The organism is Campylobacter australis, assembly GCF_050586305.1.
Taxonomy (GTDB): domain Bacteria; phylum Campylobacterota; class Campylobacteria; order Campylobacterales; family Campylobacteraceae; genus Campylobacter_A.
This window is the reverse complement of record NZ_JAXUAA010000002.1, coordinates 199,920-224,402: the sequence shown is the minus strand read 5'-3', so window position 1 is coordinate 224,402 and position 24,483 is coordinate 199,920. Positions and strand designations below refer to the sequence as shown.

Here is a 24,483-nt window from a genome sequence, read left to right as displayed (position 1 = left end):
GTAAATTTTAGGCAAATTATAGCTAAATTTTGTAAATAAAGCACAGCGGTAAGCCGAGTTCTGTCGTGAGTGATCATTTATCTACACTTGCATTTGCATACAAGTTTTAGCGAAGGGTTTAATATAAGACTAAAACCACCCCTTCTTGCTGCCAGTTGGGTTTATAAATGCGCGTGTTGCCAAGCGCAATGGTGGGCTCTTACCCCGCCGTTTCACCTTTACCGCTAGTGCGGAAGTCTGCTCTCTGTTACACTTTCCCTTGGGTTGCCCCAGCCATCCGTTAGATGGAACCGCGTCTTATTGCAGCTCGGACTTTCCTCTCTTTTGAGCGATCACTTGCTGTGCTTAGGGCAATTATATCAATTTTGCCTTAATTTAATTTGTATTTGCTATAATTTACAAATGGACAAAGAGCAGTTTGTTATAGATGGGTTTAAAAACCGATTTTTGGGTGATGATGGCGCTGTTGTTGGGCGGCAGGTCTTTAGTAAGGATCTATTTTGCGAAGGTACGCACTTTTTGCGTGAGTGGATGAGTCTAGATGAGATCGGATATAAGGCGATGGTGGTAAATTTTTCAGATGCCATCGCGATGAATGCAAAGCCAAAATTTGCGCTTCTTGGGCTGGGTTTGCCAAAAACTATAACAAATGCTGAAATTTCAGAGCTTAGCGCTGGCATAAAGCGCGCATGTGATGAATACAGCGTGCAAATTATCGGTGGCGATACGATAAAAAGTGATAAAATTTTTATTAGCGTTAGTATCGTGGGCGAGCTTATGGGTAAGCCTATTTTGCGAAGCGGGCTTAAAAACGGCGATCTGATCGCATATACAGGCAAGCTTGGCTCTAGCATAAGGTCTTTAAATTCGCTTCTTAGAAAGGGCGAAGCAAGTAAAAACTCACGCTTTTTTGCACCGATTTTAAGGAATGAATTTTTTTATAAAAGTGCGAAATTTATGCGCTCTGCGATGGATATAAGCGATGGGGTCGAGCAAGATCTGCCAAAGCTTTGCAAAAGTGCAAAACTTGGCTTTAAATTTATCAAAAAACCGCTAAAATACGAGCTAAAAAGTGGCGAAGAATATGAAGCGCTATTTAGCTTTGCACCAAAAAATTTATCCGCGATCAGGCGTGTTGCAGCTAAAACTCGCACGAAAATAACAATTTTTGCTAAAGCAGTGAAAGGAAGATGTAAAGACAATGTCAGAAAACACCATTTTTAAGCCACTTTATGCGCTAACACACTCGCCTATAAACGCCCATTTTAGTAAAAATTCAGATGATTTTGTGGTGCGTGAAGTCCCACTTTATGAGCCAAGCGGACAGGGCGAGCATCTGATGCTTCACATACAAAAAAAGGATATGACAACACAAGAAGCATTGCGTGTTCTAAGCGAGATAAGTGGTGCAAAGATGCGAGAGTTTGGCACGGCAGGACTTAAGGATAAGCAAGGGCTTACAACGCAATATGTTACGATGCCAGCTAAATTTGAGGCAAAACTTAGTGGATTTAGTCACGATAAGATGAAAATTTTAAGCTCAACACGCCATAATAATAAACTTCGAACAGGACATTTAAAGGGCAACAATTTTTTCATACGTTTAAAAAAAGTCATGCCAACCGATGCGCAAAAGCTAGCTGGAGCGCTTGATAAGATAAATGAGATGGGGTATGCAAACTACTTTGGCTATCAGCGCTTTGGAAAATTTGGCGACAATGCCAAAAGTGGTCTTGAAGCGCTAAAGGGCAACGGCGTGCGAAATGTCAAGCTAAATGAGTTTTTGATTTCTGCCTTTCAGAGCGATCTTTTTAATCGCTGGCTTAGTAAGAGGGTTGAGATGTCGCGATTTGCGCAAGATTTTAGCGTTAGTGAGCTTTGTGATATTTATAAATTTGATAAAGAGAACGCAAAAGAGCTAAAGTCGCAAAAGCAGTTTTTCAAGCTTTTAAGGGGCGAAGTTTTAGGGCATTATCCATTTGGTAAGTGTTTTTTATGCGAGGATTTAGAAGCTGAAATTTTACGCTTTAACGCAAGGGATATCACAAGCTGTGGCTTGCTGGTGGGCACAAAAGGCTTTGAAAGTACTGGTGTGGCGCGTGCGATTGAAGATGAAATTTTCGACCCAGCACAGGAGTATTTAAGCAAAATGCAAGGTTCGCGTCGCTTTGCATGGAGCTATTTGTCGGATTTGGAGTATAAATACATCCCTGAAAAAGCGCACTTTCAGTTTAGTTTTATGCTTCAAAAAGGCTCTTATGCCACGGTTGTTTTAGAAGAGATTTTGCATAGAGACATTTTTGAGTAAAAATGCAAAAAATTAAGCAATTTAGCCATTTTATAAGCTATATGATTTATAAAATTTGCTAAAATGTTAAAAAGGAGTAGTTTTTGAGAGTTAAATTTCTTATATTTTTGTTGTTTTTAAATATAGCTTTTGCTAATCACTGCGAACTTTTAAAACAAAATCCACTTGAGTATCTAAAAACAAGCAAAATATTAAACGAACATGAGTTTTTTTGCGATGGTTCGGCGCTCACACTAAATGAATTACAGAGACTTTTTGCAGTAACAAAAAATATAAGAGATGAAAATGAAGCATGTGTTGGCAATGCTGTTGTGAGTGAGAATTTATCCAAATTTGGCAAACGAGTTTTGCTTGCTAGCTATGCCCACGAAAGCTACCTAAAACTGCTTAAAAGACCAGAAACTGCCGAGGCTATAAAAGATGAACAAAAAGCATTTTTAAGGTACTGGGGCTATCAGTGTTTTGATAACTTTTTAAAATTTAAAGAGTTTTGGACGGCGTATAATGAGGCACAAACTCCGCTTGTAAAATTTTATGAAGCGAAGGGACTTGATACTCAAAGTGCAGCATTTTATGCAACTAGTATTTTAAATGACTTTTTGGATTTTGCAGTTGGCAACCAGCTTATAAAAGATGCTGATATTAGCCCTGAACAAAAAGCTTTAAGCGATAGAAGTAGCGACGAAGAAGCGCTTTTAAGTATGCTTTATTCGAAAAAATTTAGTCAAAATGAACTTGATGAAATTTTAAAAACAGCACTTCTTTTAAATAAAGATACGCAAATCATAGCACAAATTTTAAGACTCTCGCAAGGACTTGAAAGTACAAATGAAAGTATGCTATTTTATGCACTGGGTTCTGAGCAAAATGTTGAGTTTTTGTTAAAAAATGGTGCGGACATAAGGTTTAAAAATACTTTTGGTGCAAATGTCTTGTTTGATGCTGTAAAGTTAAAAAATGCAAAATTAGTAAAAATTTTAATTAACGCTGGAGCAGATATTAATCAAAAACTAATCGATCAAAACACCAAGAGTATGATGGCTGGCATGGGACAAAGTTTGCCGTTTTATCTTAAATTTTGCGAGCTAGAGCATACTGCTATGAGCCTTTTTATGCATGCTGCAGCAACTTCAACGGTTGAAATTTTAGAAATTTTAGTTGAAAATGGTATTGATGTGAATGCGCTCGATGATCTTGGATTTAATGCGCTAGATTATGCAAAAAGAGCAAAAAATGGTGAAAATATAAAATTTTTAGAACAAATTGGATTAAAAGCAAATATTGAATGAGGGGTACAAAGATGAAGGCAACGGCATTTATAACTGGTGCAACAAGTGGTTTTGGTGAAGCCATAGCAAGAAGACTTAGTAAAGAGGGATACAAGATCATAGCTCTTGGACGCAGAAAAGAGCGTCTTGCAAGGCTTGCAAACGAGCTTGGCAACACACACATCATCGCTTGCGATATACGAGACAAAGAGGCTGTTTTAAAATCAGTTAGTGAGCTTCCAGAAAATTTTAAGGATATTGAAATTTTGGTAAATAATGCAGGTCTTGCCCTTGGTACTAACGGTGTTTTGGATGCTAGTATAGAGGATTTTGAGGTTATGGTGGATACGAATATCAAAGGGCTTTTATACTCGACAAAGGCTGTTTTGCCACTTTTAAAACAGAGCAAAAATGGATATATCTTTAATCTTGGCTCAACTGCTGGCGCTTGGCCTTATCCTGGAAGTAATGTTTATGGTGCAACAAAAGCATTTGTAAAACAGTTTAGTAGAAATATCAGAAACGATCTTCGCGGTACAAATATCCGCGTTACTGAGATAGCTCCAGGACTTTGCAAGACTGAGTTTAGTGAGGTTAGATTTGGTGGAGATAAGCAAAAAGCAGATGCTGTTTATGAAGGTACAAATTTTATCACAGCTGATGATATAGCTGAGATTTTAGTAAACTGCCTAAATATGCCACCTCGTGTTAATATAAATATTGTTGAAGCTATGGCAAATACTCAAACTTGGGCTGGCTTGCATATAGAAAAGTTATAAATTTATTAAAAGGAAAACAATGGGGAGATTCTTATTTTTATTGATGGTGTTTTTGCCAGCCGTATTGCTTGCAGATGCAGCTGAAAATGCAAAAATTTTTGGTATATGGACGCTTGTTCCGCCAGTAGTGGCGATAGCGTTAGCGTTTATTACAAAGGATGTTATATTATCACTTTTTATAGGGGTTTTTAGTGGAACATTTTTGATAAATATCATAAATGAAAATATCTTTATGTCTTTTATTAAAGGATTTACTGGTATAGTTGAGCGCATAGTTGGCTCCATGGCTGATAGCTGGAATGCTGGTATCATGCTGCAAGTGCTTTGTATCGGCGGTGTGGTTGCGCTAGTGACTAAAATGGGTGGAACAAAGGCTGTTGCTTTGTGGCTTAGTAAAAAGGCAAAAACAGGAATTTCTGCACAAATTTCAACTTGGATAATGGGTATTTTTGTCTTTTTTGATGACTATGCAAATGCGCTTATAGTAGGTCCTATCATGAGACCTATAACTGATAAGTTTAAAATAAGCCGTGAAAAATTAGCTTTTATAATCGACGCAACAGCAGCACCTATCGCTGGTATAGCCATCATATCAACTTGGGTTGGACTTGAAATTTCGCTTATTAAAGATGGTTATGGACTTATTGGCATTGAAAATATCAACTCTTATGGAGTTTTTATAGAGACCATACCATATAGATTTTATAATATCTTTATACTATTTTTTATAGTTTGTACAGCCTTTATGCAGCGTGAATACGGACCAATGCTTATGGCTGAAAGGCGAGCTAGAAGAGGTGAACTTCACTCTGGAAAGACCATGATGGAGGATATTGAAGATAAGACGCTTGAACCAAAAGAAGGGATAAAACTTCATATGTCAAACGCTGTTGTGCCTATTTTGGTACTTATTGTAGGGGCATTTGTAAGTTTTTACTTTAGTGGTTTAAAGGCTCTTGAGGGTGAGGCTCTTGAGGCTGCTTTGGCTAATCCGCTGTCTTTTATGACTTTTAGAGAGACCTTTGGTGCAGCAGATGCTTCTGTGGCATTATTTCAGTCTGCTCTTTTTGCAAGTATTGTTGCGATAACTATGGGTGTTTGGCGTAAAATTTTTACTGTTAAAGAGGCTATAGGTACTTGGGTAAAAGGCTGGAAAACGATGATTATAACGATAGTTATCTTGCTTCTTGCTTGGAGTCTTAGTTCGGTTATTAAAGAGCTTGGCACATCTAGATATTTGGTTGAGTTATTAAGCGATACCACGCCTAAGTTTATCTTACCAGTTGCCATCTTTATGCTTGGCTCATTCATATCTTTTTCAACGGGAACTAGCTATGGTACGATGGGAATTTTAATGCCACTTGTTATACCGCTTGCAAATGCTATTGGGTTAAATTATGGGCTAAGTGGCGAAAGTATGCATGCATATATGATAGTAAATATCTCAGCTGTTTTAACTGGAGCAATCTTTGGCGATCACTGTTCTCCGATCTCTGATACGACGATACTTTCATCAATGGGTGCTGGTTGTAACCACTTAGACCATGTAAGTACTCAGTTTGTATATGCTTTAAGTGTAGGGGCTATAGCTATTTTTGCAGGATATTTGCCAGTTGCATTTGGTGTTAGTATTTGGATAGTTTTACCACTTGGACTTTTTGCTACTTGGGCTTTAGTTCGTTTTGCTGGTAAAAAGGTGGAAGCATAGTTGAATTGTATCCATTTTGGTGAGTGCGGTAGCTGCGTTCTTGGTGGAAGTTATGAGAAGCAAAAAGCTTTAAAGATAGATAAAATTTCAGCTGATTTTGCTGAGTTTTATGATGGCAAACTAGAGTTTTTTGCTTCAAGTGAGAAAAACTACCGTATAAGGGCTGAGTTTGGCATTTGGCATGATAAATATGATATTTGTTATACTATGCATGCTAGACAAAAAGGTCGCAAAATTTTTATAAATGAGTGTCCAAAGGTTGCAAAACCAATAGCAAAGTTAATGCCAGATGTTCTTAAAAATTTGCAAAGTAATGAGATACTAAAAACTAGACTTTTTGGAGTTGAGTTTTTAGCCTGTACAAGCGGAGTTTTGCTGACTTTGCTGTATCATAAAAAACTTGATGAAAATTTTCAAAATGAACTAAAAGTTTTTGCTAACAAACTCAATATCACCGCCCTTGCTCGTTCTCGTGGGCAAAAAATTTTAAGTGATGAGCTTAGTCTTATCGATGAGCTAGAAATTGATAAAAAAATATACAAGCTTAGTCTTAGTGAAAATGCTTTTACTCAGCCAAATAAAGCCGTAAATGAAAAGATGATAAGCTGGGCAAGGGGCTGCGTGCAAAACTCCAGTGATTTGCTTGAGCTTTACTGCGGACATGGAAATTTTACCATCCCACTTAGCTCTTGTTTTACTCGTGTTTTGGCTACTGAGATTTCAAAAAGCTCAATCTTAAATGCGACAAAAAATTGCGAATTAAACAATATAAACAATGTCTTATTTTTAAGAATGAGTGCAGATGAGCTGATGAGCGCATTTAAAAAAGAGCGCGAGTTTAACCGCCTGCGCGAGATTGATCTGGACGAGTTTAACTTTTCACACATTCTTGTTGATCCGCCACGCGCTGGACTTGAAGATAGCGTTATAAATTTTATAAAAAAATATGAAAACATTATCTATATATCGTGTAATCCACAAACATTAAAAGATAATTTAAAAGAGCTAAGTTTTACGCATGAGATAGTAAAATTTGCTATTTTTGATCAGTTTGCGCATACAAATCATATAGAGTGTGGTGTTTTGTTAAGGGCAAAAAGAGCTTTTTGAGTAAAGAAAAGCTTAAAAACAGCAAAAAGCTGATAGAATAAATGCTTTAAAAAAGGAAGAAAATGGTATCACTAAATAAAATAATTCAAGCAAAAATAACCACTGGACATTTTATTAACAAAACTCCACTTGCTTTTTCACAGCGTCTTAGCGATATTAGTGGCGCAAAAATTTATTTAAAAGAAGAAAATTTACAACGAACCGGAGCATATAAAATCAGAGGCGCTTATAACAAGATAGCAAACTTAACTCCGGAGCAAAGTAAAAATGGCGTAGTTGCCGCAAGTGCAGGCAATCATGCTCAAGGAGTTGCCATTAGTGCTAGAGAATTTGGAGTAAAGGCAATAATAGTCATGCCTGAATCAACCCCTCTTTTAAAGGTCTCTGGTACAAAAGATCTTGGAGCTGAAGTTATTTTAAAAGGAAATAATTTTGATGAAGCTTACGAGTTTGCGACTGAGTATGCAAAAGAGCATAATATGTGCTTTGTTCATCCTTTTGATGATGAGTTTGTGCAAGCTGGTCAAGGAACAGTTGGTCTTGAAATGCTAGATGAGATAAGCGATTTTGACATTGTTGTTGTCCCAGTTGGTGGTGGTGGTCTTGTAAGTGGTGTTGGAAGTTGTGTAAAACAAGTTAATCCAAATATAAAAGTTGTTGCAGTTGGGGCAAAAGGTGCGCCAGCTATGTTTAATAGCTACAACGCTAAAAAGAGCATAAATTCAAAGTCTATTAGAACTATCGCTGACGGCATAGCTGTTCGCGATGCAAGCGAGATAACTTTGGCAAATATACTTGAGTGTGTCGATGAGTTTATTCAAGTTGATGATGAAGAGATAGCGACCGCGATACTTTTTTTGGTTGAAAAACAAAAGATAGTTGTTGAGGGTGCTGGTGCTGCTGGTGTCGCAGCCTTAATGCATAATAAGATAAAACATAAAAAAGATGCCAAAATAGGCATAGTTTTAAGTGGCGGAAATATCGATGTGCAAATGCTTAGCATAATTATAGAAAAAGGTCTTATAAAGTCATCTCGTAAAATGATAATCAGAGTAACGCTAATCGATAAACCAGGCGCACTTTTAAGCCTTACTGACTCGCTTAAAAAAGCAAATGCAAATATCGTTAAAATAGACTACGACCGTTTTTCTACTGAGCTTGACTATGGCGATGCAAATATAACTATAACTCTTGAAACAAAAGGTAAAGAGCATCAAGAGCAAGTCGCCAAGTCTTTAAAAGAGTCTGGTTTTGAGTTTAAACAAATTTTTTAATTTAATATAAATTTGCTTAAACTTGTTAAAATTCCTAAAAAGGATAAAAAATGAACGAGATTGTAACACTTATACTTGCTATTTTGTTGCTTGTATCATTTGTATTTATATACCGTGCAAATAAAGCACTAAAAGATAAAAAAGATAGTAGTGAGACAAGTATGGTAAGTGACATTTCTCAGCTAAAAAGCATCGGTGAGCTTAGCGTTTTTCAAATTTATAGCAAAGAGATAATTACAAAAACAGATCATGCTTTTGGAAATTTTGGTAAAGAGTACTTGCGCTGGCTTATAAGTGAAAAAAAGCTCTCTATGATATTTGAGTTTGAGATAAACTTTATATATGATCTGCGTTCTACAAAGATGGAGATTTTACCACTTTCAAGCTTATCTTATCTTATAAAAATGCCACCTTGCAAGTATAAATTTTCAATTGCAAATATGAAATTTTATGATGAAGAAAATGGCAGATTTATACCATTTTTGCTTCCAGACTCATTAAATGGCTTTTTTGGTGGTGGTTTTAGGGAAGAGGATAAAAACAGACTTATCATGCAGGCACGCGAAGAGGCTGAAAAAATGAGCATAAAGCTTATTAGCGACCTAGAATATAAAATTCATAAATCAGCAGCTGATACGCTAGAAGCTATTGCAAAGAGCTTTGGTGTTAGTAGAGTAAGTTTTGAATTTAATGACAACAAAGATGAACTCACAAACAACCCAGTCTTACAAAATATAGCTTAAATTTCTATCTAATTTTTATAAATTTGTAGGATTAGGCAAGAAATTTGTAGAATCTATATAACACTTTGCAAAGAAATTTCGGTAAAATATTATAAATTTTATATAAAGGATAAATATGACAAATTTCAGTTTCTGTAATCCCGTTCGTGTCGAATTTGGCAAGGATAAAGAGAAAAAGATCGGCAAGTATATGAGCGAATTTGACGCAAAAAAAGCTCTTGTGCTTTATGGAAGCGAGCGCGTGCGTCAAAGTGGTCTTTTGGATGTTGTTGAGAAAAGTTTGCGCGAAAACGGCGTGGAGTTTGTTCTGCTGGGCGGCGTTAAGTCAAATCCAGTTTTAAGCAAAGTAAAAGAGGCGATAAAACTCGCTAGAGAATTTGGTGCAGATAGTGTGCTAGCAGTTGGTGGTGGAAGCGTGCTAGATAGTGCAAAAGCCGTAGCCGCTGGAGTCTGTTATGATGGCGATGTGTGGGATTTTTTCACTGGTAAAAGCCCAACATCTGCGCTTAAAATTTTTGATATCATCACGCTAGCAGCTACTGGCTCTGAGATGAACCAAGGCGGTGTCGTAACCAACGAAGCTACAAAACAGAAGTATTCTTTGCATTCAGACTGCTTATATCCAAAGGTTTCAGTTATCAACCCACTTCTTCAAGCAAGTGTTACGCGCGAATATTTAGTTTATAGTGCATCTGATATAATCGCGCATAGCATTGAAGGATATTTTACGGCTGCATCTCACCCTGAGCTTGTCAGAATGCAGATCGAAGCAAACATCAAAACCGTTATCCGCACAACTGAAATTTTGCTTGCAGATCCAAATGATTATGACGCAAGGGCTGAGTTTGCATGGGCTGCAACGCTTGCATTAAATGGCTATACTTATCTTGGTGTAGATGGCTTTAGCTATCCAAATCACATGATAGAGCACGCTATAAGTGCTGTCACAGATTGCGCACATGGCGCTGGACTGAGCGTAGTTATGCCAGCGTGGATGAAGTGGTATGCGCTAAAAAATCCAGCTGCATTTGAGAGATTTGCCAGTGAAATTTTTGGTAAAAGCACCGCTTTAGAGGGTATAGAAGCTCTAAAAGCGTGGTTTGATAAGATAGGTACGCCAACAAGTCTAAGTAGAGTAGGTGTAACGGATGCAAATTTAGCTGAAGTTATCCAAGTTGCACTTATGCACTCAAAAGATTGGGGTATGAGCGACATCTATATGCGCGAGAGCCTTGAGGCTATCTTCAACCTAGCAAAATAATACAAAATTTCGCCATTTTTGTGGCGAAATTCTTATTTTTTTGGTAAAATTAACTTCAAAAAGGATTAGTTTGACAAAGCTACGATACTTAAATTTTACTGATATTTTGATACTTTCTTTTATAATGTTCTCACTTGCGATTTATGACTCGACGAATTTTCTTTTAGAAAATTTTATAAGCGGTGCTGATGTGCTTGTTAGCGACACTATTGAGATGGATGATAGCGGGCATTTGCGGATTATTGCACAGGAATTATTTACTGCTTCACTTGCGCTTTTATATTTATGGTATAGGCGCTTTGACTTTAGCTTGTGGCAGTTTAAAATCAGTTTAAAAGATACAGCTCTTGCTGTAGCGATGTTTTGCATATGTGCGATTTTGATGGATCTATTTTTTTACATTTATGATGTGATTTATCCATTTACACAAGAGCAAGACGCACAAGAAAATAGCTCACTAGTCTTACAAATAAAGGCTCTTAGCATACTTAGCTCGCTTGTAAATGGTAGCTTTGAGGAGTTATTTTTCATAGCTATTTGTCTTAATGTAAGGCGTGAAAATTTGATGAGAGTTTTTATCTTTTCGCTCATCATTCGTATTAGTTTTCATACCTATCAAGGGCTTTACTCTGCGGTTGGCATAGGCTTGATTTTAGGGCTTTTTTACTTTTTTATCTATCAAAAGCTTGGCTACAAAAATTTATATGCCTTTTTTCTTTCTCACGCCATCGCCGATGTTTTCGGGCTTGGACTTGTCAATTTTTTCTATTTTGAGTTTGTATAAAGTTTAAAAAAGTATAATTTAGTAAAAATTTAAAGGCGTAAGATGAATTATATTGAAGTTTTAAGACAAAATGGACTTTTGCGTGAGATTAATGAGCCTTGCGATATTGAGCTTGAGATAGCTCACGCAAGCTATATTGAGGTAAAAAAAATAGATAGTAAGGCACTTTTATTTACAAATGTGACTGATAAAAATGGTAAAAAATATCCACCAGTTTTAACAAATATCTTTGGTTCAAAACGAGCTACCGAACTTATTTTGGGCGTTCATCCCGATGCTGTGGCTAGCGAAATTTCATCGCTTTTAAAACTTAAAAAACCTAAAAATTTTAGCCAAAAGCTTGACTTTTTAAACTATCTTTTTAGTATGCGTAAAGTTTTTACTAAACGACTGCGTGAGCGTGGTGAGTGTCAGCAGGTGGCGTATTTTGGTGATGCTGTGAATTTAGCCGATCTGCCAGTGCTTAAAACTTGGGAGTTTGATGGCGGAGCGTTTATTACGATGGGGCAGGTATATACGCAAAGTCTTGATGGAAACTTGCAAAATTTAGGTATGTATCGCCTACAAGTGTATGGTAAAAACCGACTTGGTATGCACTGGCAGATACATAAAGACGGTGCAAATTTCTTTAACGAGTATAAAAAAGCAGGGCGTAAAATGCCTGTGTCTGTGGCTATCGGTGGCGATCCACTTTATATCTGGTGTGGTCAGGCGCCGCTTCCAAAAGGTGTTTTTGAATTGCTGCTTTATGGTTTTATCCGAAAAGAGCCAGCCCGTCTTGTAAAATCGCTAACAAATGAAATTTATATCCCACACGATGCAGACTTTGTGATCGAGGGATTTGTTGATACAAATAAATTTGAGCTTGAAGGACCTTTTGGCGATCATACGGGCTTTTACACGCCCATAGAGCCGTTTCCAGTGATGGATGTGACGGCTATAACTCATAAAAAAGAGCCGATATTTGCCGCCACGGTCGTGGGCAAGCCACCACTTGAAGATAAGTATATGGGCTGGGCGACTGAGAGAATTTTCCTACCACTTTTGCAAACAACCGTTCCAGAGCTAGTTGATTATAACATGCCTGAAAATGGCGTTTTTCATAACCTGATCTTAGCTAAAATCAAAACGCTTTATCCAGCACACGCCAAACAAGCGATGCATGCATTTTGGGGTGTGGGACAGATGAGCTTTGTAAAGCATGCTGTTTTTGTTGATGAGAATGCACCAGATTTGAGCAAATATGATGAAATTTCAGACTTTATCTTAAACAGATTTGGAGTAAAAAGCATGCTAATTAGCGAGGGTGTGTGCGATCAGCTAGATCATGCTTCGCCAAATTCTTGTTACGGTGGAAAGCTTGGTGTAGATGCTACGGCTGATTTTAGCGATGATGCACCTGAGATTTTAAGTGATGATGAATTACTGGCAAAATTTCAAAGCACAGTGGGCGAAATTTTGGCTCTTAAGCAATATAAGACAAATACTAAAAACCCAATCTGTGTAGTAAAAATAGACAAAAAAGAGCCAATTAAATTTGCTTTTGAAAAGTTAGTAAAGTTTAGTAATAATTTTAGAATTCTTATATTTGTTGGTTGTGAAAATCGCTTAGAAAATGCTTATATGTTGCTTTGGCGAGTAGTAAATAACATCGATGCTTTGCGTGATATTTTTATAAACAAAACAGTAGTTGGCATTGATGCTACAAGTAAAAGCGTGGAAGATGGATATGAAAGGGAGTGGCCAAAGCAAACTGACTGCAGCCGTGAAGTAGTAGAAAATCTTATCAAAAAAGGTATAGTTAAAGACGATAAAAAACTATTTGAAAAATTTGAAATTTTTGGGTGAGTTTGCCTAAAAAGCGGTAGGTTGGCAAAACAGTTGATCTACCTGATATCTTTTAATCTAATCCATGCAATTATTTGTATAATAAAACTTGCTATGATCATAAAAATTCCGATGCCAAAAGCAAGCATAATAAGCCCAATAACATAAAAACATGCATGATAAAAAAATAATGGATCGCAAGAGATGAGAGAAATTTTTTTAAAAACTTTAAAATACATAAAAGTAGCTACTGCCAATAGGTAAACTCCAACGATCCCTATTATAAGTCCAGTTGCATTTTGTGGGCTTATTGAAGCACAAGATACGCCGTAGATGAGTTTATCACTAAATATACCAGCCAAAAATAATCCAAGCATTATCAAGGCAAGGGATATGACTGTACCAAAGATAGAGATAAGATAGCCTTCTCTTAGTTTATAATCTTTACTAAGTTCTGAAATTTCTGTAATAGCATGTAGTAAAAATATATATCCAGCTACGATAAATATCAGCCCAAAGTAGGGTAGCCCACCAAAGACAAGAGGTAGGGCTGAGCCTGCTACTCCAAGTCTTTTAATGCGTGAAATTTTATCGCTAGAGTTAGTCTTGATGTTTTGCACAAAAACTCTTTTTAGAGTTATGCTCGAAGCTTTTAGCTTGCATTACTCTTTATGCTCTTGTACCATTTGATTATAAATTCTAAAAATTTCTTGACTTAGTGTCTCAATGTTTTTAAATCTATTAACTATAACATCGATATTTGCACTATCAAAACCATCTTGTGTTAATATTAGGTTGGTTTCTATATTTTTTAAAAATTCTTCAATGGGTGCTTTTAGTTTTTTATATGAGTGCGTGTTGCCAAAATTTTCTTTTGCATCATTTTCTATCCAAGTGCGTAGCTTTTGTGCCATCTCTTGACTATTTTGTAAATTTACCGTTTCATTTATAATGTCTGAATATGCTCTTGTTTTTAGGACAATCTGTGAAATTTTAGCCACTATGGCTAGATTTTTATTTTCAACATGTTGTGAGGTTTGAGCTGTGTTTTTTGCATCCTTATCAAACTGTAATACAGAGTGTTTAAATTCCTCGACACTTGCGCTTGAGCTTTGAGCGATCTTTGCTATCTCATCTGAATTTGAGCTTATTTCTCTTGCTTCTTGTTGTAGAGTTTGTATGCTTATGCCGATCTCGCTTGTTGCTTTTTGAGTGTTTTCGGCTAGTTTTCTCACCTCATCTGCAACAACAGCAAAACCCCTACCATGTTCGCCAGCACGAGCTGCTTCGATAGCCGCATTAAGAGCTAGTAAATTTGTTTGCTCTGCTATGTCTTTTATAAGATCAACCACTGAGCTTATCTCATCAGTACGCGTAGATAGAGATCGGATAGAGTTACTTGAGTTGCTAATAAGCTGTTCTAGTGTGCCGATATTTAAGCTTAGTTGGTTCATGTTGTTTAGTGTTTGGTTTGCTGTTTGAGCTGTCTGTCTAGCATTTTTTGCCATTTGTCCAAGTATATGTATGCTTTCATCTAGGTCTGTTTGAACTTCATTCATACCTTCATTGCCATTTCCAAGCTTACCAAATTTTTCAGATAAAATGCCTCTTGTCTTACCCTTTTGTCCCTCTTGTATGCCTATAATGCCCTTATTCATACCAGTAGCATTTGTTTTGAATAATCCACGAAATCCATCCTCAAAGATATTTCTATACTTTATACCATTTTGAGCTTGAGTTACGCAGGTTGCCATTTCGCGCTGAAGAGCCTCTACTTGGTCTAGCAAGTCATTGATACCATTTGCTATCTCATAAAGTGGATCGCTTGGATCTGGATTTATAACGCGTGGTTCTAGTATACCGTTTCTGGCAGCTGTTATAACTTTTAAAATTTCATCTTTACATTTTGATTTTTTACTAAACATTGTTTTGCCTTTATAGTCTTTGTAGGTTATTCATAAACTCATTGTAACTAACGCCTTTTTTATCCAAAATTTCATCTAGCATCTTTTTTGAAGCGTCTAACCCTCCACTTCTTTCAGCCAAAAGCAGTTGCTCATAAAGTGGTTTTATAACCTCAAGTGCTTTTGGATTTGGCTTGCGACGAACTGAATAGTAGCCAACTATGTTGCCATTTTCATCAAGAGAAGCAGTAACATTTGCAAAGACCCAGTAATACCCACCATCAAAACTTCTATTTTTTACATAGGCAAAAATTTCCTCTTTATTTTTTACATATTGCCAAAGTAATTTAAAAACTATGCGTGGCATATCGGCGTGGCGCACTATGTTGTGTGGCTTACCTACTAGTTCGCTGCCTTTTGCACCGACTATTTTTATAAAAGGTTTATTGCAGTATGTTATGATACCCTTTAGGTCAGTTTTTGAAACCAAAAATGAGTTGTTTTCAACCTCTTTTATAAATTCTGACATGAAAAATCCTGTTTAAAAAATAAAAATTATATTCTAATATAAATTCTTTAAACTTTTATGATTTGTGCCATATCCCACATTGGTGTAAAGATACCAAGTGCTAAAAATGTTACAAAAAGCGCCAAGACGCAAAGTAATATAGGCTCGATATAAGATGATATATTTTGTATAATATTTTCAAATTTTTGCCTAAAATACTCACTAACTTGTTTTAACATCTCATCTAAATTTCCACTTTGCTCACCAGCATTTATCATAGCTATTAGTATATTTTCAAAAATTTTAGTCTGCTTAAGGCTATTTGTAAGACTAATGCCTTGCATGATGTTTGTGTTTGCTAAAAGTAGTTTTTGTTTTAAATGTTCATTGCTAATGGTATCAATAGCCGTTCTTAGCGCTTGAGAGATGGGGATGCCAGCTTTAACAAGTTCAGCAAAAATAAGTGAAAAGCGACTCATATTTGAGTAAAAAATGATATTGCCAATTAGATAAATTTTAAGCACAAAGTTATCAAATTTTAGTTTAAAATATGGATTTTTGTTGTAGATGTTTTTAGTGTATGTCCATATAAAAAGAGAGGCTATAAGTAAAAATATAGCATAGTTTGCAAAGAATTTTTCTAACCAGATGAGAATTTGTGTTGTAAATGGAAGCTCTGAGTTAAAACTATCAAACACAGCTTTAAATTTTGACACAACAAGCGTTATAACAAATATAAATGCAGCTATGAGTGAGATTATGATGATGGTAGGGTAGCGTATAGCTTTTTTAAAATTTTTTTCATTTTGTTCGATACCTTCTAAAATTTCAGCGAGCTTAGTAAGGCTTTCACTCATATTGCCGGTACTTTCGCCAAGCTTTATAAGTGCTAATGTAATGTCTCCGACTTGTTCTTTAAATACACTTAAAGCAGCTAAAAGGCTTAGCCCTTGAGATAGGTCTGTAGCCACTTTACTAAAAATTTTCTTTACCCTTACATCATCGTTTGAATTTGCAATCTCTTTAATACTTTCGTTTATAGCGATACCAGCACGGCTCATAACGCTAAGCTGTCTTATACATGCGATAAGAAGTGGTAAAGGAAGTTTTGGTTTAACAAAAAGTCTTAGAAATTTATCTTTTAAGCTTACTTGGTTATCCTTAATGATACTTTCGCTTAGTTTTGTTATCATGCCTTTTTTGCTACTAGTTGAGATGTTTTTGCTATCTACTTTTATTGATATTTTTTGATGTTTGTCGTCTTTTATCTCATCTATCTGGATATTTTTCATGCTTAAGCTTTTGCTACTCTAAAAACTTCTTCAAAGCTGGTTATGCCGTTTGCAGCTCGCAGAAGTGCATCTTCAAACATATCTTTAAACCCATCTTCTGTAGCGCATAAAAGTAGCTCATCTTTGCTGGCTTGGTTTGCTATAAGACTTTGTAGTTTTGTTGTAATAGGTAAAATTTCGCCTACCATCTCGCGTCCAATGTAGCCAGTTTGTGAGCAGTGGTGGCAGCCAACGGGAGCATAAAACTGATATGAGCTTGGCAAAAGATGTTCTATATTTTTTAGTTGATGGTGTGTTGGCAAAAATTTTGCTTTGCAGTGCGGGCAAAGTTTGCGGATTAGACGCTGAGAAAGGACTGCAACTAAAGAACCACTTATAAGATATGGCTCAATACCCATGTCAGCTATTCGCGTTATAGCTGAAAATGAGTCGTTTGTATGAAGCGTAGAAAAGACAAGGTGCCCTGTAAGTGCGGCGCTAACTGCAATACGAAGCGTTTCATGATCACGAATTTCACCAACCATGATAATATCTGGATCTTGACGCAGTATCGAGCGCAGAGCATTTGCAAAACCAAGCCCAGCCTTTTCATTTACTTGGACTTGTTGTATGAGATTTAGTTGATATTCGACAGGGTCTTCGACTGTTATTATCTTTGAGCGTATGCTTTTTATCTCATTTAAACCAGCATAAAGTGTTGTTGTTTTACCACTTCCTGTAGGTCCTGTTACAAGGACTATGCCGTAAGGCTGACGCAAGCTAGTTTGAAATTTGGATAAGTTTTGCTCACTCATACCTAGATGTTTTATATCAACGATAACGCGGGACTTATCAAGTATGCGAAGAACTATACTTTCACCATTTAATATAGGCAGTGTTGAGATACGAAAGTCATACTCACGCTCTAAAATTTGTTTTGAAAATCTGCCATCTTGCGGCTTTCTTCGCTCGGCAATATCCATGCCAGAAAGTAGCTTTAGACAGCTTGCCATAGGCGCATAGATATCTTTATCAAAGATAAATGTCTCACTTAGCATGCCATCTATGCGACTTCTTATGATGCAGTTTGTGGCTGTAGGCTCTATATGGATGTCGCTTGCGCGTTGAGCTATGGCTGTTTTTAGGATAACTTCAATAAGTTTTAAAATTCCAGAGTTTTGCTCATTTTGACTTTTATTTGTATTGTTTGAAATTTTATGGCGGATTTCAGTGATGAGGTCTTTGATATTTTCATTTAGTTCTAGTTTTGATATATAGCGGTCTATCTGGATCGGTTGAGCTAGTGCAGGCTTTAGAAGCTTATTGGTAAAAAGCTCTTGTATGCTATCTTGCGCGATGATATCAAAAGGGTTTTTAAACACCACATGCACATTTAGCTCATCCTCTTTTATGGGCAATGCACCAAATCGCCTAAAATGTGCTGCACTACTTTTTTCTGCTATACGGTAGTCAATATCAATGTCATCAAGATTAAAAATTTCAATACCATATCTTTTGCTGGCACTTTCTAAAAACTCTTTTACATCAAAGCCAAGCTTATTTGTAGCCTGTTCTATACTTATCTCATTTTTGCGAAAAAGCTCAACTGCAAAAGATAAAAGCTCACTTTCGCTTAGCAAATTTTGCTTTAAGATAGCTGTTGTTAAGCTCTCATCATTGAAGTCTATCTGAGATTTTATCGCATTTTTTGTATGTAAAAAATTTAGCAGAATTTTTTCAATTTCATTCATTAGAAATACTCGATTTTTTCTAAAATTTTATTATTTTTATGTATTGTTAGGATTATTTTTGGTATTTTTGTGCTGTTATCGGCATAAAGCTCATAAAAAATATCTGAATTTTTCTCTCTAAAAATATACCTATCATCTTCTTTTTTAAAATCATTTTTTACAAATCTATCAAATATCATAGATAAGATATAATCACTCTTTGAAAGCCTTATATAGCTTATATCTATGTTGTCAATGAGTGCATGATAAAGTAGCTTTTTCTTAAGCAAAATGTCAGCAAAATAGGCTGCGTTTTCTCTAGATTGTGGGCTTTGCCTAAGCTTTGTGATGGGCAAAAAGAGGCTATTTATCTTATGTATTTTAATACAAGCCGTAGCATAAAGACTAAACAACGCTTCATCATTTGCTTTTAAGCATAAATTCTCTACACTTTTACTACAAACTTGCTCAAATTTTTGCTCATCAAATAGCATTTTAACATCGCTTATACTAAGCGCAAATAGTGCATTAAACAGTACAAAAAATAGCACAAAAACTCTCATATCTCACCCTTTTTTATCTCTCTTATTAATAAATTTACACTTTTTTTGTTTTTGTTTGCATTGTAGCTTTCAAGAACTCTTAGCGCCCCTGCTTTATCGCCTAGTTTAAATTTTGCTTTTGCAAAGATAAGCCAGCTATCCTCTTTTTGCTCATCTATCTCATTTGCCATAATAGCAAGCTCCAAAGCTTTAGTAAATTCGCTGTTTTTATAAGCACTGTTTGCAAGCTCTATAAGCTCGTTAAAGCCTAAAATGCTCTCATTTTGCACTGTTTGTTTAGCTGGTTTTAGTGTTATTTTTGATTTTTGTTTTTGTGATTTATCTTCTAAGGCTTTTGTCTCTTGTTGTGTTAAATTTTCTATATTTTTAAGCTCAATAGCATTTAAATTTAAATATCCTTGTTCGCTTTGCTTGGCTAAAACTTTCTTATCTTTTTCCTGCTCTATTTGTGCGTTTTTTGTAGTTTGCGAGAGTTTAAAATTTAGCTCTGAAATTTTAGCTTTTAGTAAAGCCACTTCACTTTTATTTTGCGTATTTAAGTTTTGAGTAGAGTTTTGCTCTGTTTTTATACTCTTTTGCTTTGTAAAAAAGTTAAAACTAGCCACACTAAGGGCTATAAAAAGAGCTAAAATGCTTAAGTATTTGTATAAATTTTGGTTTTTTTGTATTGGTTTTCGCTTTGTTTTTAGGGTGTTAAATTTTACTTCAAGTTCATTTAGTTCATTAATGCTAAGCACTTATAGCTCCTGTTGCGATAGCTGCCATGAAAAGCACTTTTTCGTTAATATTCGGTTCGGTTAGCTTTGATGGTATTTGCGCTTCATAGCTTTCAAAAATTTCAAAAAATTTATACATTAGTTTGTTTAACGATCTTAAATTCGCATTAGAAAATTTAAATATAAGCTTAAAGTCGCTTTCACTAAAAAAGAATTTTTCACTCTTAATTTTTTCAAGCACATAAAGTCTAATTTCGTTAATATCAATCTCTTTAAGCTCTACTCTTTCCCAAATTCTAGATTTAAAATGATCCTTGGCTAAAAGCTCCTCATTGTTTGTCTTGTGAATGGTAAATAGAAATTTAAACATCCTTGTATCGCTCATAAGACGAATTTTTTCGACTAACTCATCTGGGTAAAGTTGTGCCTCATCCAAGATGATTGTCTTTTGGTTTTTTAGAATTTCGCTATTTTGTGTAAAATTTTGCGTATAATAATACATAAAACTTTCAAAATTTTCCACATTTTCTAGCTTTTTACCATAAATTTTCTCACAAAGAGCAAAAATAAATTCTTGCTCATTAAAAAACGGATACGCAAAAAATATCAAATTGCTATCTTGTTCTGAAATTTTATTTAACAAAAAAGTTTTACCGCTACCAGGATTGCCATAAAAAAGCACTATTTTAAGTGGTCTTGCAAGCACTTTAAGTAGTTTTTGTTCGCACTCAACAGAGCTTTTAAGTCGGATAAACTCGCCACTATCGCTATTTATAAAAAGATCTTTTATCTTTGCATAGATACTATTCATTACATAGTCCCAGAAAAACCAAGCTCTTTTAGTGTTTTTGTATTTGGTGAAAGTGGGTTGCTAGCATCTACGATCTTTGGCGTGATGATGAAAATAAGCTCGGTTGTTGAGGTGATATCTTTGTTTGATTTAAACGCATTGCCAATAAGCGGTATAGCTGACAAGAAAGGTACTTGTGTGTTGTCTTTGCCTTTTGTTTGTCCTATAAGTCCGCCAAGGATAATTGTATCACCATTATTTACATGTACGACGGTTGAGAGCTTTTTTTGGTTTGTGTCTGGCGCTATTTCTCGCACTAGAGTGCTTCTAGCGTCATCTTCGCGGTACTTAAAGCTACTTAGACTAGGATTTATACGAAGCATTATCTTATCATCATCTGAAATTTCAGGCAGTAAATTTAACAAGATACCAATAAATACGGAATATTGTTTATATGTGGTTGTTGTGCGGGAGTTTATTGTGCCTGATTCGTTTTCTTCTTGAACTCGGTAGTTTATATTATCGCCAACTGATATGAGTGCTTGCTGGTTATTTAGAGTGGTTACTTTTGGGCTTGATATAACCTTTGCCTTACCGTTAGTTTCTAAGAAATTTAGAACACCATCAAGACTAAAATTTAAATTCGCTGCTATACTTAGCGTGCGCGAGAATCCATCACTAAAGCTATTTGTTTTATTCTTCCAGACGATACTAGATGTCCTAGACGGGTCATTTCCTATGTAGCTGTTAAAGCCAAGCTCAAATTTGCTCCAGTCAACACCTCTTTTGTACTCATTTTTTAGCTCAACTGATATAATGGATACATCTATTAGTACTTGGCGTTTTAGGCGTTTTTGCATATTTTCAATGTAACTTGAGGCTCGAGCAAGTTGAGATGGTGTGGCTGTTATAGTTATAAGACCTGCATTTTGATTTATGACAGGATCTGGCGTAATTATGCTTTCCGCACCGTTATTTAAAATGGCTTTTAGCTCCTCATTTAGCTTCTCCCAAAAGTCAAAGCGTTCAGTTGAAGTGATGATATTGTCCTGAGTTGAGTCTTGTTTGTTGTTTGCTCTATTTTCACCTATTTCAATCGGAGCTGAATCCACTGAAGCCTTTGTTGTCGCCACTCCAGTTCTTATAGATGTTATGTAATCAAGCTTGAAGGTTTGTGTTTTTAGGGCGGAAATTTTTAGGATATTTTTAGAAAACTCATAGTTTAAATTTCGCTCTGCGATAAGAACATCAAGGACATCATGTAATGAAAGATTGTTTATGTTTATCGAAGTTGCGTTTTGCTCAAGTATCTTTTGTGCTCCCATATCTTTTGCAACAACGCTAAATCCGCATATATCAGCTATTTCGTTTATGGCTTCGCTAAGTGTCGTTCCATCATTTGTCAGCTTCATACTTAAGCTTTTGTTTGTGCAGTTTGTTGCATTTAAATTTGTTAGAAAAATCATTAAAAATATCAGAATTTTATTTGATTTTAACACGGTTTTCCTTTGAAATTTTTAGTTTTCTGGTTTCATTGGTAGATTTTAGTATAACTGAGTTTTTATTTATTTGCACAAGTTTAAATCCGCCTATCACTTCTCCTAAATTTAGCCACTTGTTATTGATTTTTGCCTTTGTTGCAAGTATGGCATTTAGCCTTAAATTTGGTTGTTTTTTACTGTTTTGTTGTTTTATTTGTGTGTCATTTTTGATAATTTTAAAGGGATTTTTGAGCATATCTATCTGCTCTTTGCTTGGCGTTTGCTTAAATGTAGTATTTTGCGCTGATAAAAGTAGGCAAAATAGTGATATAAATGCCAAAATTCTCATCTTGCTATGCCCCAAATTCCTATAACAAGCTCAAAATCTAAAGTGTTTGAATTGCTTGTGATGAGTAGGTTTTTTATTTTTAATAGCGGAATTTGCATCTCAGTCTCGCTTAAAAATTTTAATATATCTTTAAACTCGCCACTAGCTTTTATGTTTATTGATAAAATTTGGCTTATATGTCCTAAAATAGCCGATGTTTGACTGTTTGTTATCTCTTTTATACTGATTTGATTTTGTTTTGCTAAAATAGCTATGTCATCTAGGAATTTTGGCCAGTTTTTAGTGCTTGGAAGTAACTGAAGTGCTTCATTTAAACGCTTATGTAAAAGCTCATTTTCAAGTTTTGTGGATTTTAACTCTTGTATTGTTGTATTTAGTTTGTTCTCATAGGTCTTTAAAATTTTATCTTTATTTGAAATATCAAAATCTTTTAAAGAAATTTGTTTTATATCGTTTAGTTTTTGTAGTGCTTGAGCGTTTTTACTATTTTTATCACTCAAAAGGCTATTTGATGCTTCAAAAAATAGCAAATAGGACAAAAACGCACTAATTAAGAAAGCAAGTATGGCTAAAATTCGCCTATCGCTCGCATTTTTAGTATCTAAGTACTCATTTATAAGTCTTAGCATTATCGTAGCCTTATGGTGATGTTACTATCAAAAACACCATTTTTAAATGAAATTTGCTCAGCATTTATGGTATGGATTTGACTTATCTTATGGATAAAATTTGTAAGACTAACATCATCATCACTTAATAAATTTAGCGTTATATTTTCATCTTTTTGGTTATAAGATGAGAGCAAAATGTCTACTTTATTTAGCTCTTTTGTTATCTCAAAAAGCGTTGTACTCGCACTTTGGTCGCTTACTTTTTTACTAGTAATGTCGTTTAGCAAATTTTGATTTAGCTCTTTTTTTGTTTTTTCTGTTTCTAATTGTTTTTGTGTAGTATTTTGTTCAGATTCTAAGGCTTGAGCTTTGCTTTTAAAGTCTAACAAACTATATTCAAGCTCATTAAGCTCGCTTTGTAGCTTTTGTGTTTTTAAATTTATAAAAAATGCCTGAGAGTAGTTAATGGCAGGATAGATAAAGGCGAGGATAAATCCAAGACTTGCATATATGATTAGCTTGCCAGCCTGTGTTTTGAAAAGAGGTTCTGGGCGTTTAAATATGCTAAAGTTTATCTCGTCATTTGTAAGGTTGGCAGCATAAAGTCCTAGCATCGCATGAGTGTTGTTAAAGTCATTTTTTGAAGATGTAAGTGCACTTAGACTCGCGCATTTTATACCAGTTGTTTTTGAGATAAGCTCTACAAGTCTTTGTGTTTGCTTACAAAAAATATCAAGAAATATGGAGTTAATTTCTATATCGTGTATTCGTTTTAGGCTTGTTAAAACATCATTTATATACAAAAAACACTCGTTTAAGATAGAATTTAAGCTTTCTGTATGCTCGCTATCTTTTGAAAAATCACTATATTTTTCAAGCTTATTTAAAAAATTTTGCTCATTAATGTGCTCATCAACGAGTTTACAAAACTTATCTTTTATAAAGTTTAAATTATATCTTAAAGCCCTTGTAGTAAGCAACTCTCCATCTTTATAAATTGCCAAAAAGGCATCATCATTTTCAAATCTTATAAAGCAGGCAGTGTCCTTTTTGGGTAATTTATCGCATGCATAAAAAGAGGCATAGAGTAGGGGTGCTGGAAGTATATGGTCTATGTAAGTTGTGTTGTTTGCTACTCCGATAAATGCTGAGTTTATCGTATCGTGCGAAGAGATAAAGACATTAAATATACTGTTTTGTGAACTTTGCGTTGGTGCTTGGATGTAGGCTATTTTGTATTGGACTTGTGGATCAAGGTTAAAATTTGTATAAATTTTTTGCGTTATTTCATTTGCAAAATCACTTGTTTTTATAGTTTTTGAAAGTTCTACTTGCCCTGTTTGTAGATGGATTTGCTTTATGTAAGAGATGTAAAAATTTCCCTTTTTTAGCCCTTTTTGTATATTAAAAGGCTCACTATTACTACCAGTTACTTTAAAGCTCGTCTGTGTATAAGGATCAATGGTTATTATTGCTGGATTTTTACTCATTAGATATT

The 24,483-nt window shown here is 35.3% G+C and carries 23 protein-coding genes and 1 other RNA gene; 11 read left to right on the top strand and 13 right to left on the bottom strand.

Translation table 11 applies throughout. The features are described 5' to 3' along the window. Positions 1-33: 33 nt before the first annotated feature. Positions 34-348, bottom strand: an RNA gene (rnpB, locus tag U5B17_RS04035) — RNase P RNA component class A. Between the two features lie 54 nt (positions 349-402). On the opposite strand from rnpB, the gene U5B17_RS04030 reads away from it, so the two are divergent. From U5B17_RS04030 to U5B17_RS03980, 11 genes are all read left to right on the top strand, one after another. Next, complete coding sequence (locus tag U5B17_RS04030) at positions 403-1,224, top strand: thiamine-phosphate kinase (protein WP_430804089.1); 822 nt, start codon at positions 403-405, stop codon at positions 1,222-1,224. Then, positions 1,202-2,308: a tRNA pseudouridine(13) synthase TruD gene (truD, locus tag U5B17_RS04025; RefSeq protein ID WP_430804088.1), complete on the top strand. Its 1,107-nt coding sequence runs from the start codon at positions 1,202-1,204 to the stop codon at positions 2,306-2,308. The genes U5B17_RS04030 and truD overlap by 23 nt, the downstream gene beginning before the upstream one ends. Before the next feature lie 83 nt (positions 2,309-2,391). After that, positions 2,392-3,597, top strand: a complete 1,206-nt coding sequence (locus tag U5B17_RS04020) for an ankyrin repeat domain-containing protein (protein ID WP_430804087.1) — start codon at positions 2,392-2,394, stop codon at positions 3,595-3,597. 11 nt (positions 3,598-3,608) lie between these two features. Next, positions 3,609-4,355, top strand: coding sequence for an SDR family NAD(P)-dependent oxidoreductase (locus U5B17_RS04015; RefSeq protein ID WP_430804271.1), 747 nt, complete (start codon positions 3,609-3,611; stop codon positions 4,353-4,355). Positions 4,356-4,374: 19 nt separating this feature from the next. Continuing rightward, complete coding sequence (locus U5B17_RS04010; protein WP_430804086.1) at positions 4,375-6,063, top strand: Na+/H+ antiporter NhaC family protein; 1,689 nt, start codon at positions 4,375-4,377, stop codon at positions 6,061-6,063. After that, complete coding sequence (trmA, locus tag U5B17_RS04005; protein WP_430804085.1) at positions 6,064-7,173, top strand: tRNA (uridine(54)-C5)-methyltransferase TrmA; 1,110 nt, start codon at positions 6,064-6,066, stop codon at positions 7,171-7,173. A gap of 62 nt (positions 7,174-7,235) precedes the next feature. Continuing rightward, positions 7,236-8,447: a threonine ammonia-lyase gene (ilvA, locus tag U5B17_RS04000; RefSeq protein WP_430804084.1), complete on the top strand. Its 1,212-nt coding sequence runs from the start codon at positions 7,236-7,238 to the stop codon at positions 8,445-8,447. Positions 8,448-8,497: 50 nt separating this feature from the next. Next, positions 8,498-9,190: a DUF4230 domain-containing protein gene (locus U5B17_RS03995; protein ID WP_430804083.1), complete on the top strand. Its 693-nt coding sequence runs from the start codon at positions 8,498-8,500 to the stop codon at positions 9,188-9,190. Positions 9,191-9,305: 115 nt separating this feature from the next. Then, on the top strand, positions 9,306-10,451 hold the full coding sequence (locus U5B17_RS03990; RefSeq protein WP_430804082.1) for an iron-containing alcohol dehydrogenase: 1,146 nt from the start codon (positions 9,306-9,308) through the stop codon (positions 10,449-10,451). A 70-nt stretch (positions 10,452-10,521) separates the two neighbouring features. Beyond that, complete coding sequence (locus tag U5B17_RS03985) at positions 10,522-11,235, top strand: CPBP family glutamic-type intramembrane protease (RefSeq protein WP_430804081.1); 714 nt, start codon at positions 10,522-10,524, stop codon at positions 11,233-11,235. Between the two features lie 42 nt (positions 11,236-11,277). Then, complete coding sequence (locus tag U5B17_RS03980) at positions 11,278-13,083, top strand: menaquinone biosynthesis decarboxylase (protein ID WP_430804080.1); 1,806 nt, start codon at positions 11,278-11,280, stop codon at positions 13,081-13,083. Between the two features lie 38 nt (positions 13,084-13,121). Here U5B17_RS03980 and U5B17_RS03975 read toward each other — a convergent pair whose 3' ends face one another. From U5B17_RS03975 to U5B17_RS03920, 12 genes are all read right to left on the bottom strand, one after another. Beyond that, positions 13,122-13,682 (bottom strand): hypothetical protein, encoded by a 561-nt coding sequence (locus U5B17_RS03975; RefSeq protein WP_430804079.1) that lies wholly within the window; start codon positions 13,680-13,682, stop codon positions 13,122-13,124. 42 nt (positions 13,683-13,724) lie between these two features. Next, on the bottom strand, positions 13,725-14,516 hold the full coding sequence (locus U5B17_RS03970) for a methyl-accepting chemotaxis protein (protein WP_430804270.1): 792 nt from the start codon (positions 14,514-14,516) through the stop codon (positions 13,725-13,727). A gap of 481 nt (positions 14,517-14,997) precedes the next feature. Then, a complete protein-coding gene (locus U5B17_RS03965) occupies positions 14,998-15,495 on the bottom strand; it encodes a PAS domain-containing protein (protein ID WP_430804078.1) in 498 nt (165 codons plus the stop codon). Positions 15,496-15,542: 47 nt separating this feature from the next. Beyond that, on the bottom strand, positions 15,543-16,766 hold the full coding sequence (locus U5B17_RS03960; RefSeq protein WP_430804077.1) for a type II secretion system F family protein: 1,224 nt from the start codon (positions 16,764-16,766) through the stop codon (positions 15,543-15,545). A 2-nt stretch (positions 16,767-16,768) separates the two neighbouring features. Continuing rightward, on the bottom strand, positions 16,769-18,496 hold the full coding sequence (locus U5B17_RS03955; protein ID WP_430804076.1) for a GspE/PulE family protein: 1,728 nt from the start codon (positions 18,494-18,496) through the stop codon (positions 16,769-16,771). Next, positions 18,496-19,038, bottom strand: a complete 543-nt coding sequence (locus tag U5B17_RS03950) for a hypothetical protein (RefSeq protein ID WP_430804075.1) — start codon at positions 19,036-19,038, stop codon at positions 18,496-18,498. The genes U5B17_RS03955 and U5B17_RS03950 overlap by 1 nt, the downstream gene beginning before the upstream one ends. Continuing rightward, a complete protein-coding gene (locus tag U5B17_RS03945; RefSeq protein ID WP_430804074.1) occupies positions 19,035-19,775 on the bottom strand; it encodes a hypothetical protein in 741 nt (246 codons plus the stop codon). Before U5B17_RS03945 ends, U5B17_RS03950 begins: the two co-directional genes overlap by 4 nt. Further along, the gene (locus U5B17_RS03940; protein WP_430804073.1) at positions 19,768-20,565 is read right to left on the bottom strand and encodes an AAA family ATPase; all 798 of its coding nucleotides are present in this window, start codon (positions 20,563-20,565) and stop codon (positions 19,768-19,770) included. Before U5B17_RS03940 ends, U5B17_RS03945 begins: the two co-directional genes overlap by 8 nt. Continuing rightward, entirely contained in the window at positions 20,565-22,010 is a 1,446-nt protein-coding gene (gene mshL, locus U5B17_RS03935; protein ID WP_430804269.1) for a pilus (MSHA type) biogenesis protein MshL, read from the bottom strand. The genes U5B17_RS03940 and mshL overlap by 1 nt, the downstream gene beginning before the upstream one ends. A gap of 16 nt (positions 22,011-22,026) precedes the next feature. Next, positions 22,027-22,374 (bottom strand): hypothetical protein, encoded by a 348-nt coding sequence (locus U5B17_RS03930; RefSeq protein WP_430804072.1) that lies wholly within the window; start codon positions 22,372-22,374, stop codon positions 22,027-22,029. Beyond that, positions 22,371-23,003, bottom strand: coding sequence for a type 4a pilus biogenesis protein PilO (locus U5B17_RS03925; RefSeq protein WP_430804071.1), 633 nt, complete (start codon positions 23,001-23,003; stop codon positions 22,371-22,373). Before U5B17_RS03925 ends, U5B17_RS03930 begins: the two co-directional genes overlap by 4 nt. Continuing rightward, positions 23,003-24,475: a hypothetical protein gene (locus tag U5B17_RS03920; protein WP_430804070.1), complete on the bottom strand. Its 1,473-nt coding sequence runs from the start codon at positions 24,473-24,475 to the stop codon at positions 23,003-23,005. Before U5B17_RS03920 ends, U5B17_RS03925 begins: the two co-directional genes overlap by 1 nt. Positions 24,476-24,483 lie beyond the last annotated feature (8 nt).

What these genes read in the sequence shown, in the direction of transcription:
- U5B17_RS03990 (WP_430804082.1), top strand. Translation starts at nt 9,306, where the DNA reads ATGACAAATTTCAGTTTCTGTAATCCCGTTCGTGTCGAATTTGGCAAG.
- ilvA (WP_430804084.1), top strand. Translation starts at nt 7,236, where the DNA reads ATGGTATCACTAAATAAAATAATTCAAGCAAAAATAACCACTGGACAT.
- U5B17_RS03960 (WP_430804077.1), bottom strand. Translation starts at nt 16,766, where the DNA reads ATGAAAAATATCCAGATAGATGAGATAAAAGACGACAAACATCAAAAA.
- U5B17_RS03920 (WP_430804070.1), bottom strand. Translation starts at nt 24,475, where the DNA reads ATGAGTAAAAATCCAGCAATAATAACCATTGATCCTTATACACAGACG.
- U5B17_RS03955 (WP_430804076.1), bottom strand. Translation starts at nt 18,496, where the DNA reads ATGAATGAAATTGAAAAAATTCTGCTAAATTTTTTACATACAAAAAAT.
- U5B17_RS03965 (WP_430804078.1), bottom strand. Translation starts at nt 15,495, where the DNA reads ATGTCAGAATTTATAAAAGAGGTTGAAAACAACTCATTTTTGGTTTCA.
- U5B17_RS04010 (WP_430804086.1), top strand. Translation starts at nt 4,375, where the DNA reads ATGGGGAGATTCTTATTTTTATTGATGGTGTTTTTGCCAGCCGTATTG.
- U5B17_RS03950 (WP_430804075.1), bottom strand. Translation starts at nt 19,038, where the DNA reads ATGAGAGTTTTTGTGCTATTTTTTGTACTGTTTAATGCACTATTTGCG.
- U5B17_RS03995 (WP_430804083.1), top strand. Translation starts at nt 8,498, where the DNA reads ATGAACGAGATTGTAACACTTATACTTGCTATTTTGTTGCTTGTATCA.
- truD (WP_430804088.1), top strand. Translation starts at nt 1,202, where the DNA reads ATGTCAGAAAACACCATTTTTAAGCCACTTTATGCGCTAACACACTCG.
- U5B17_RS03970 (WP_430804270.1), bottom strand. Translation starts at nt 14,516, where the DNA reads ATGAACCAACTAAGCTTAAATATCGGCACACTAGAACAGCTTATTAGC.
- U5B17_RS03930 (WP_430804072.1), bottom strand. Translation starts at nt 22,374, where the DNA reads ATGAGAATTTTGGCATTTATATCACTATTTTGCCTACTTTTATCAGCG.
- U5B17_RS03925 (WP_430804071.1), bottom strand. Translation starts at nt 23,003, where the DNA reads ATGCTAAGACTTATAAATGAGTACTTAGATACTAAAAATGCGAGCGAT.
- U5B17_RS03980 (WP_430804080.1), top strand. Translation starts at nt 11,278, where the DNA reads ATGAATTATATTGAAGTTTTAAGACAAAATGGACTTTTGCGTGAGATT.
- U5B17_RS03940 (WP_430804073.1), bottom strand. Translation starts at nt 20,565, where the DNA reads ATGAATAGTATCTATGCAAAGATAAAAGATCTTTTTATAAATAGCGAT.
- U5B17_RS04030 (WP_430804089.1), top strand. Translation starts at nt 403, where the DNA reads ATGGACAAAGAGCAGTTTGTTATAGATGGGTTTAAAAACCGATTTTTG.
- mshL (WP_430804269.1), bottom strand. Translation starts at nt 22,010, where the DNA reads ATGATTTTTCTAACAAATTTAAATGCAACAAACTGCACAAACAAAAGC.
- U5B17_RS04015 (WP_430804271.1), top strand. Translation starts at nt 3,609, where the DNA reads ATGAAGGCAACGGCATTTATAACTGGTGCAACAAGTGGTTTTGGTGAA.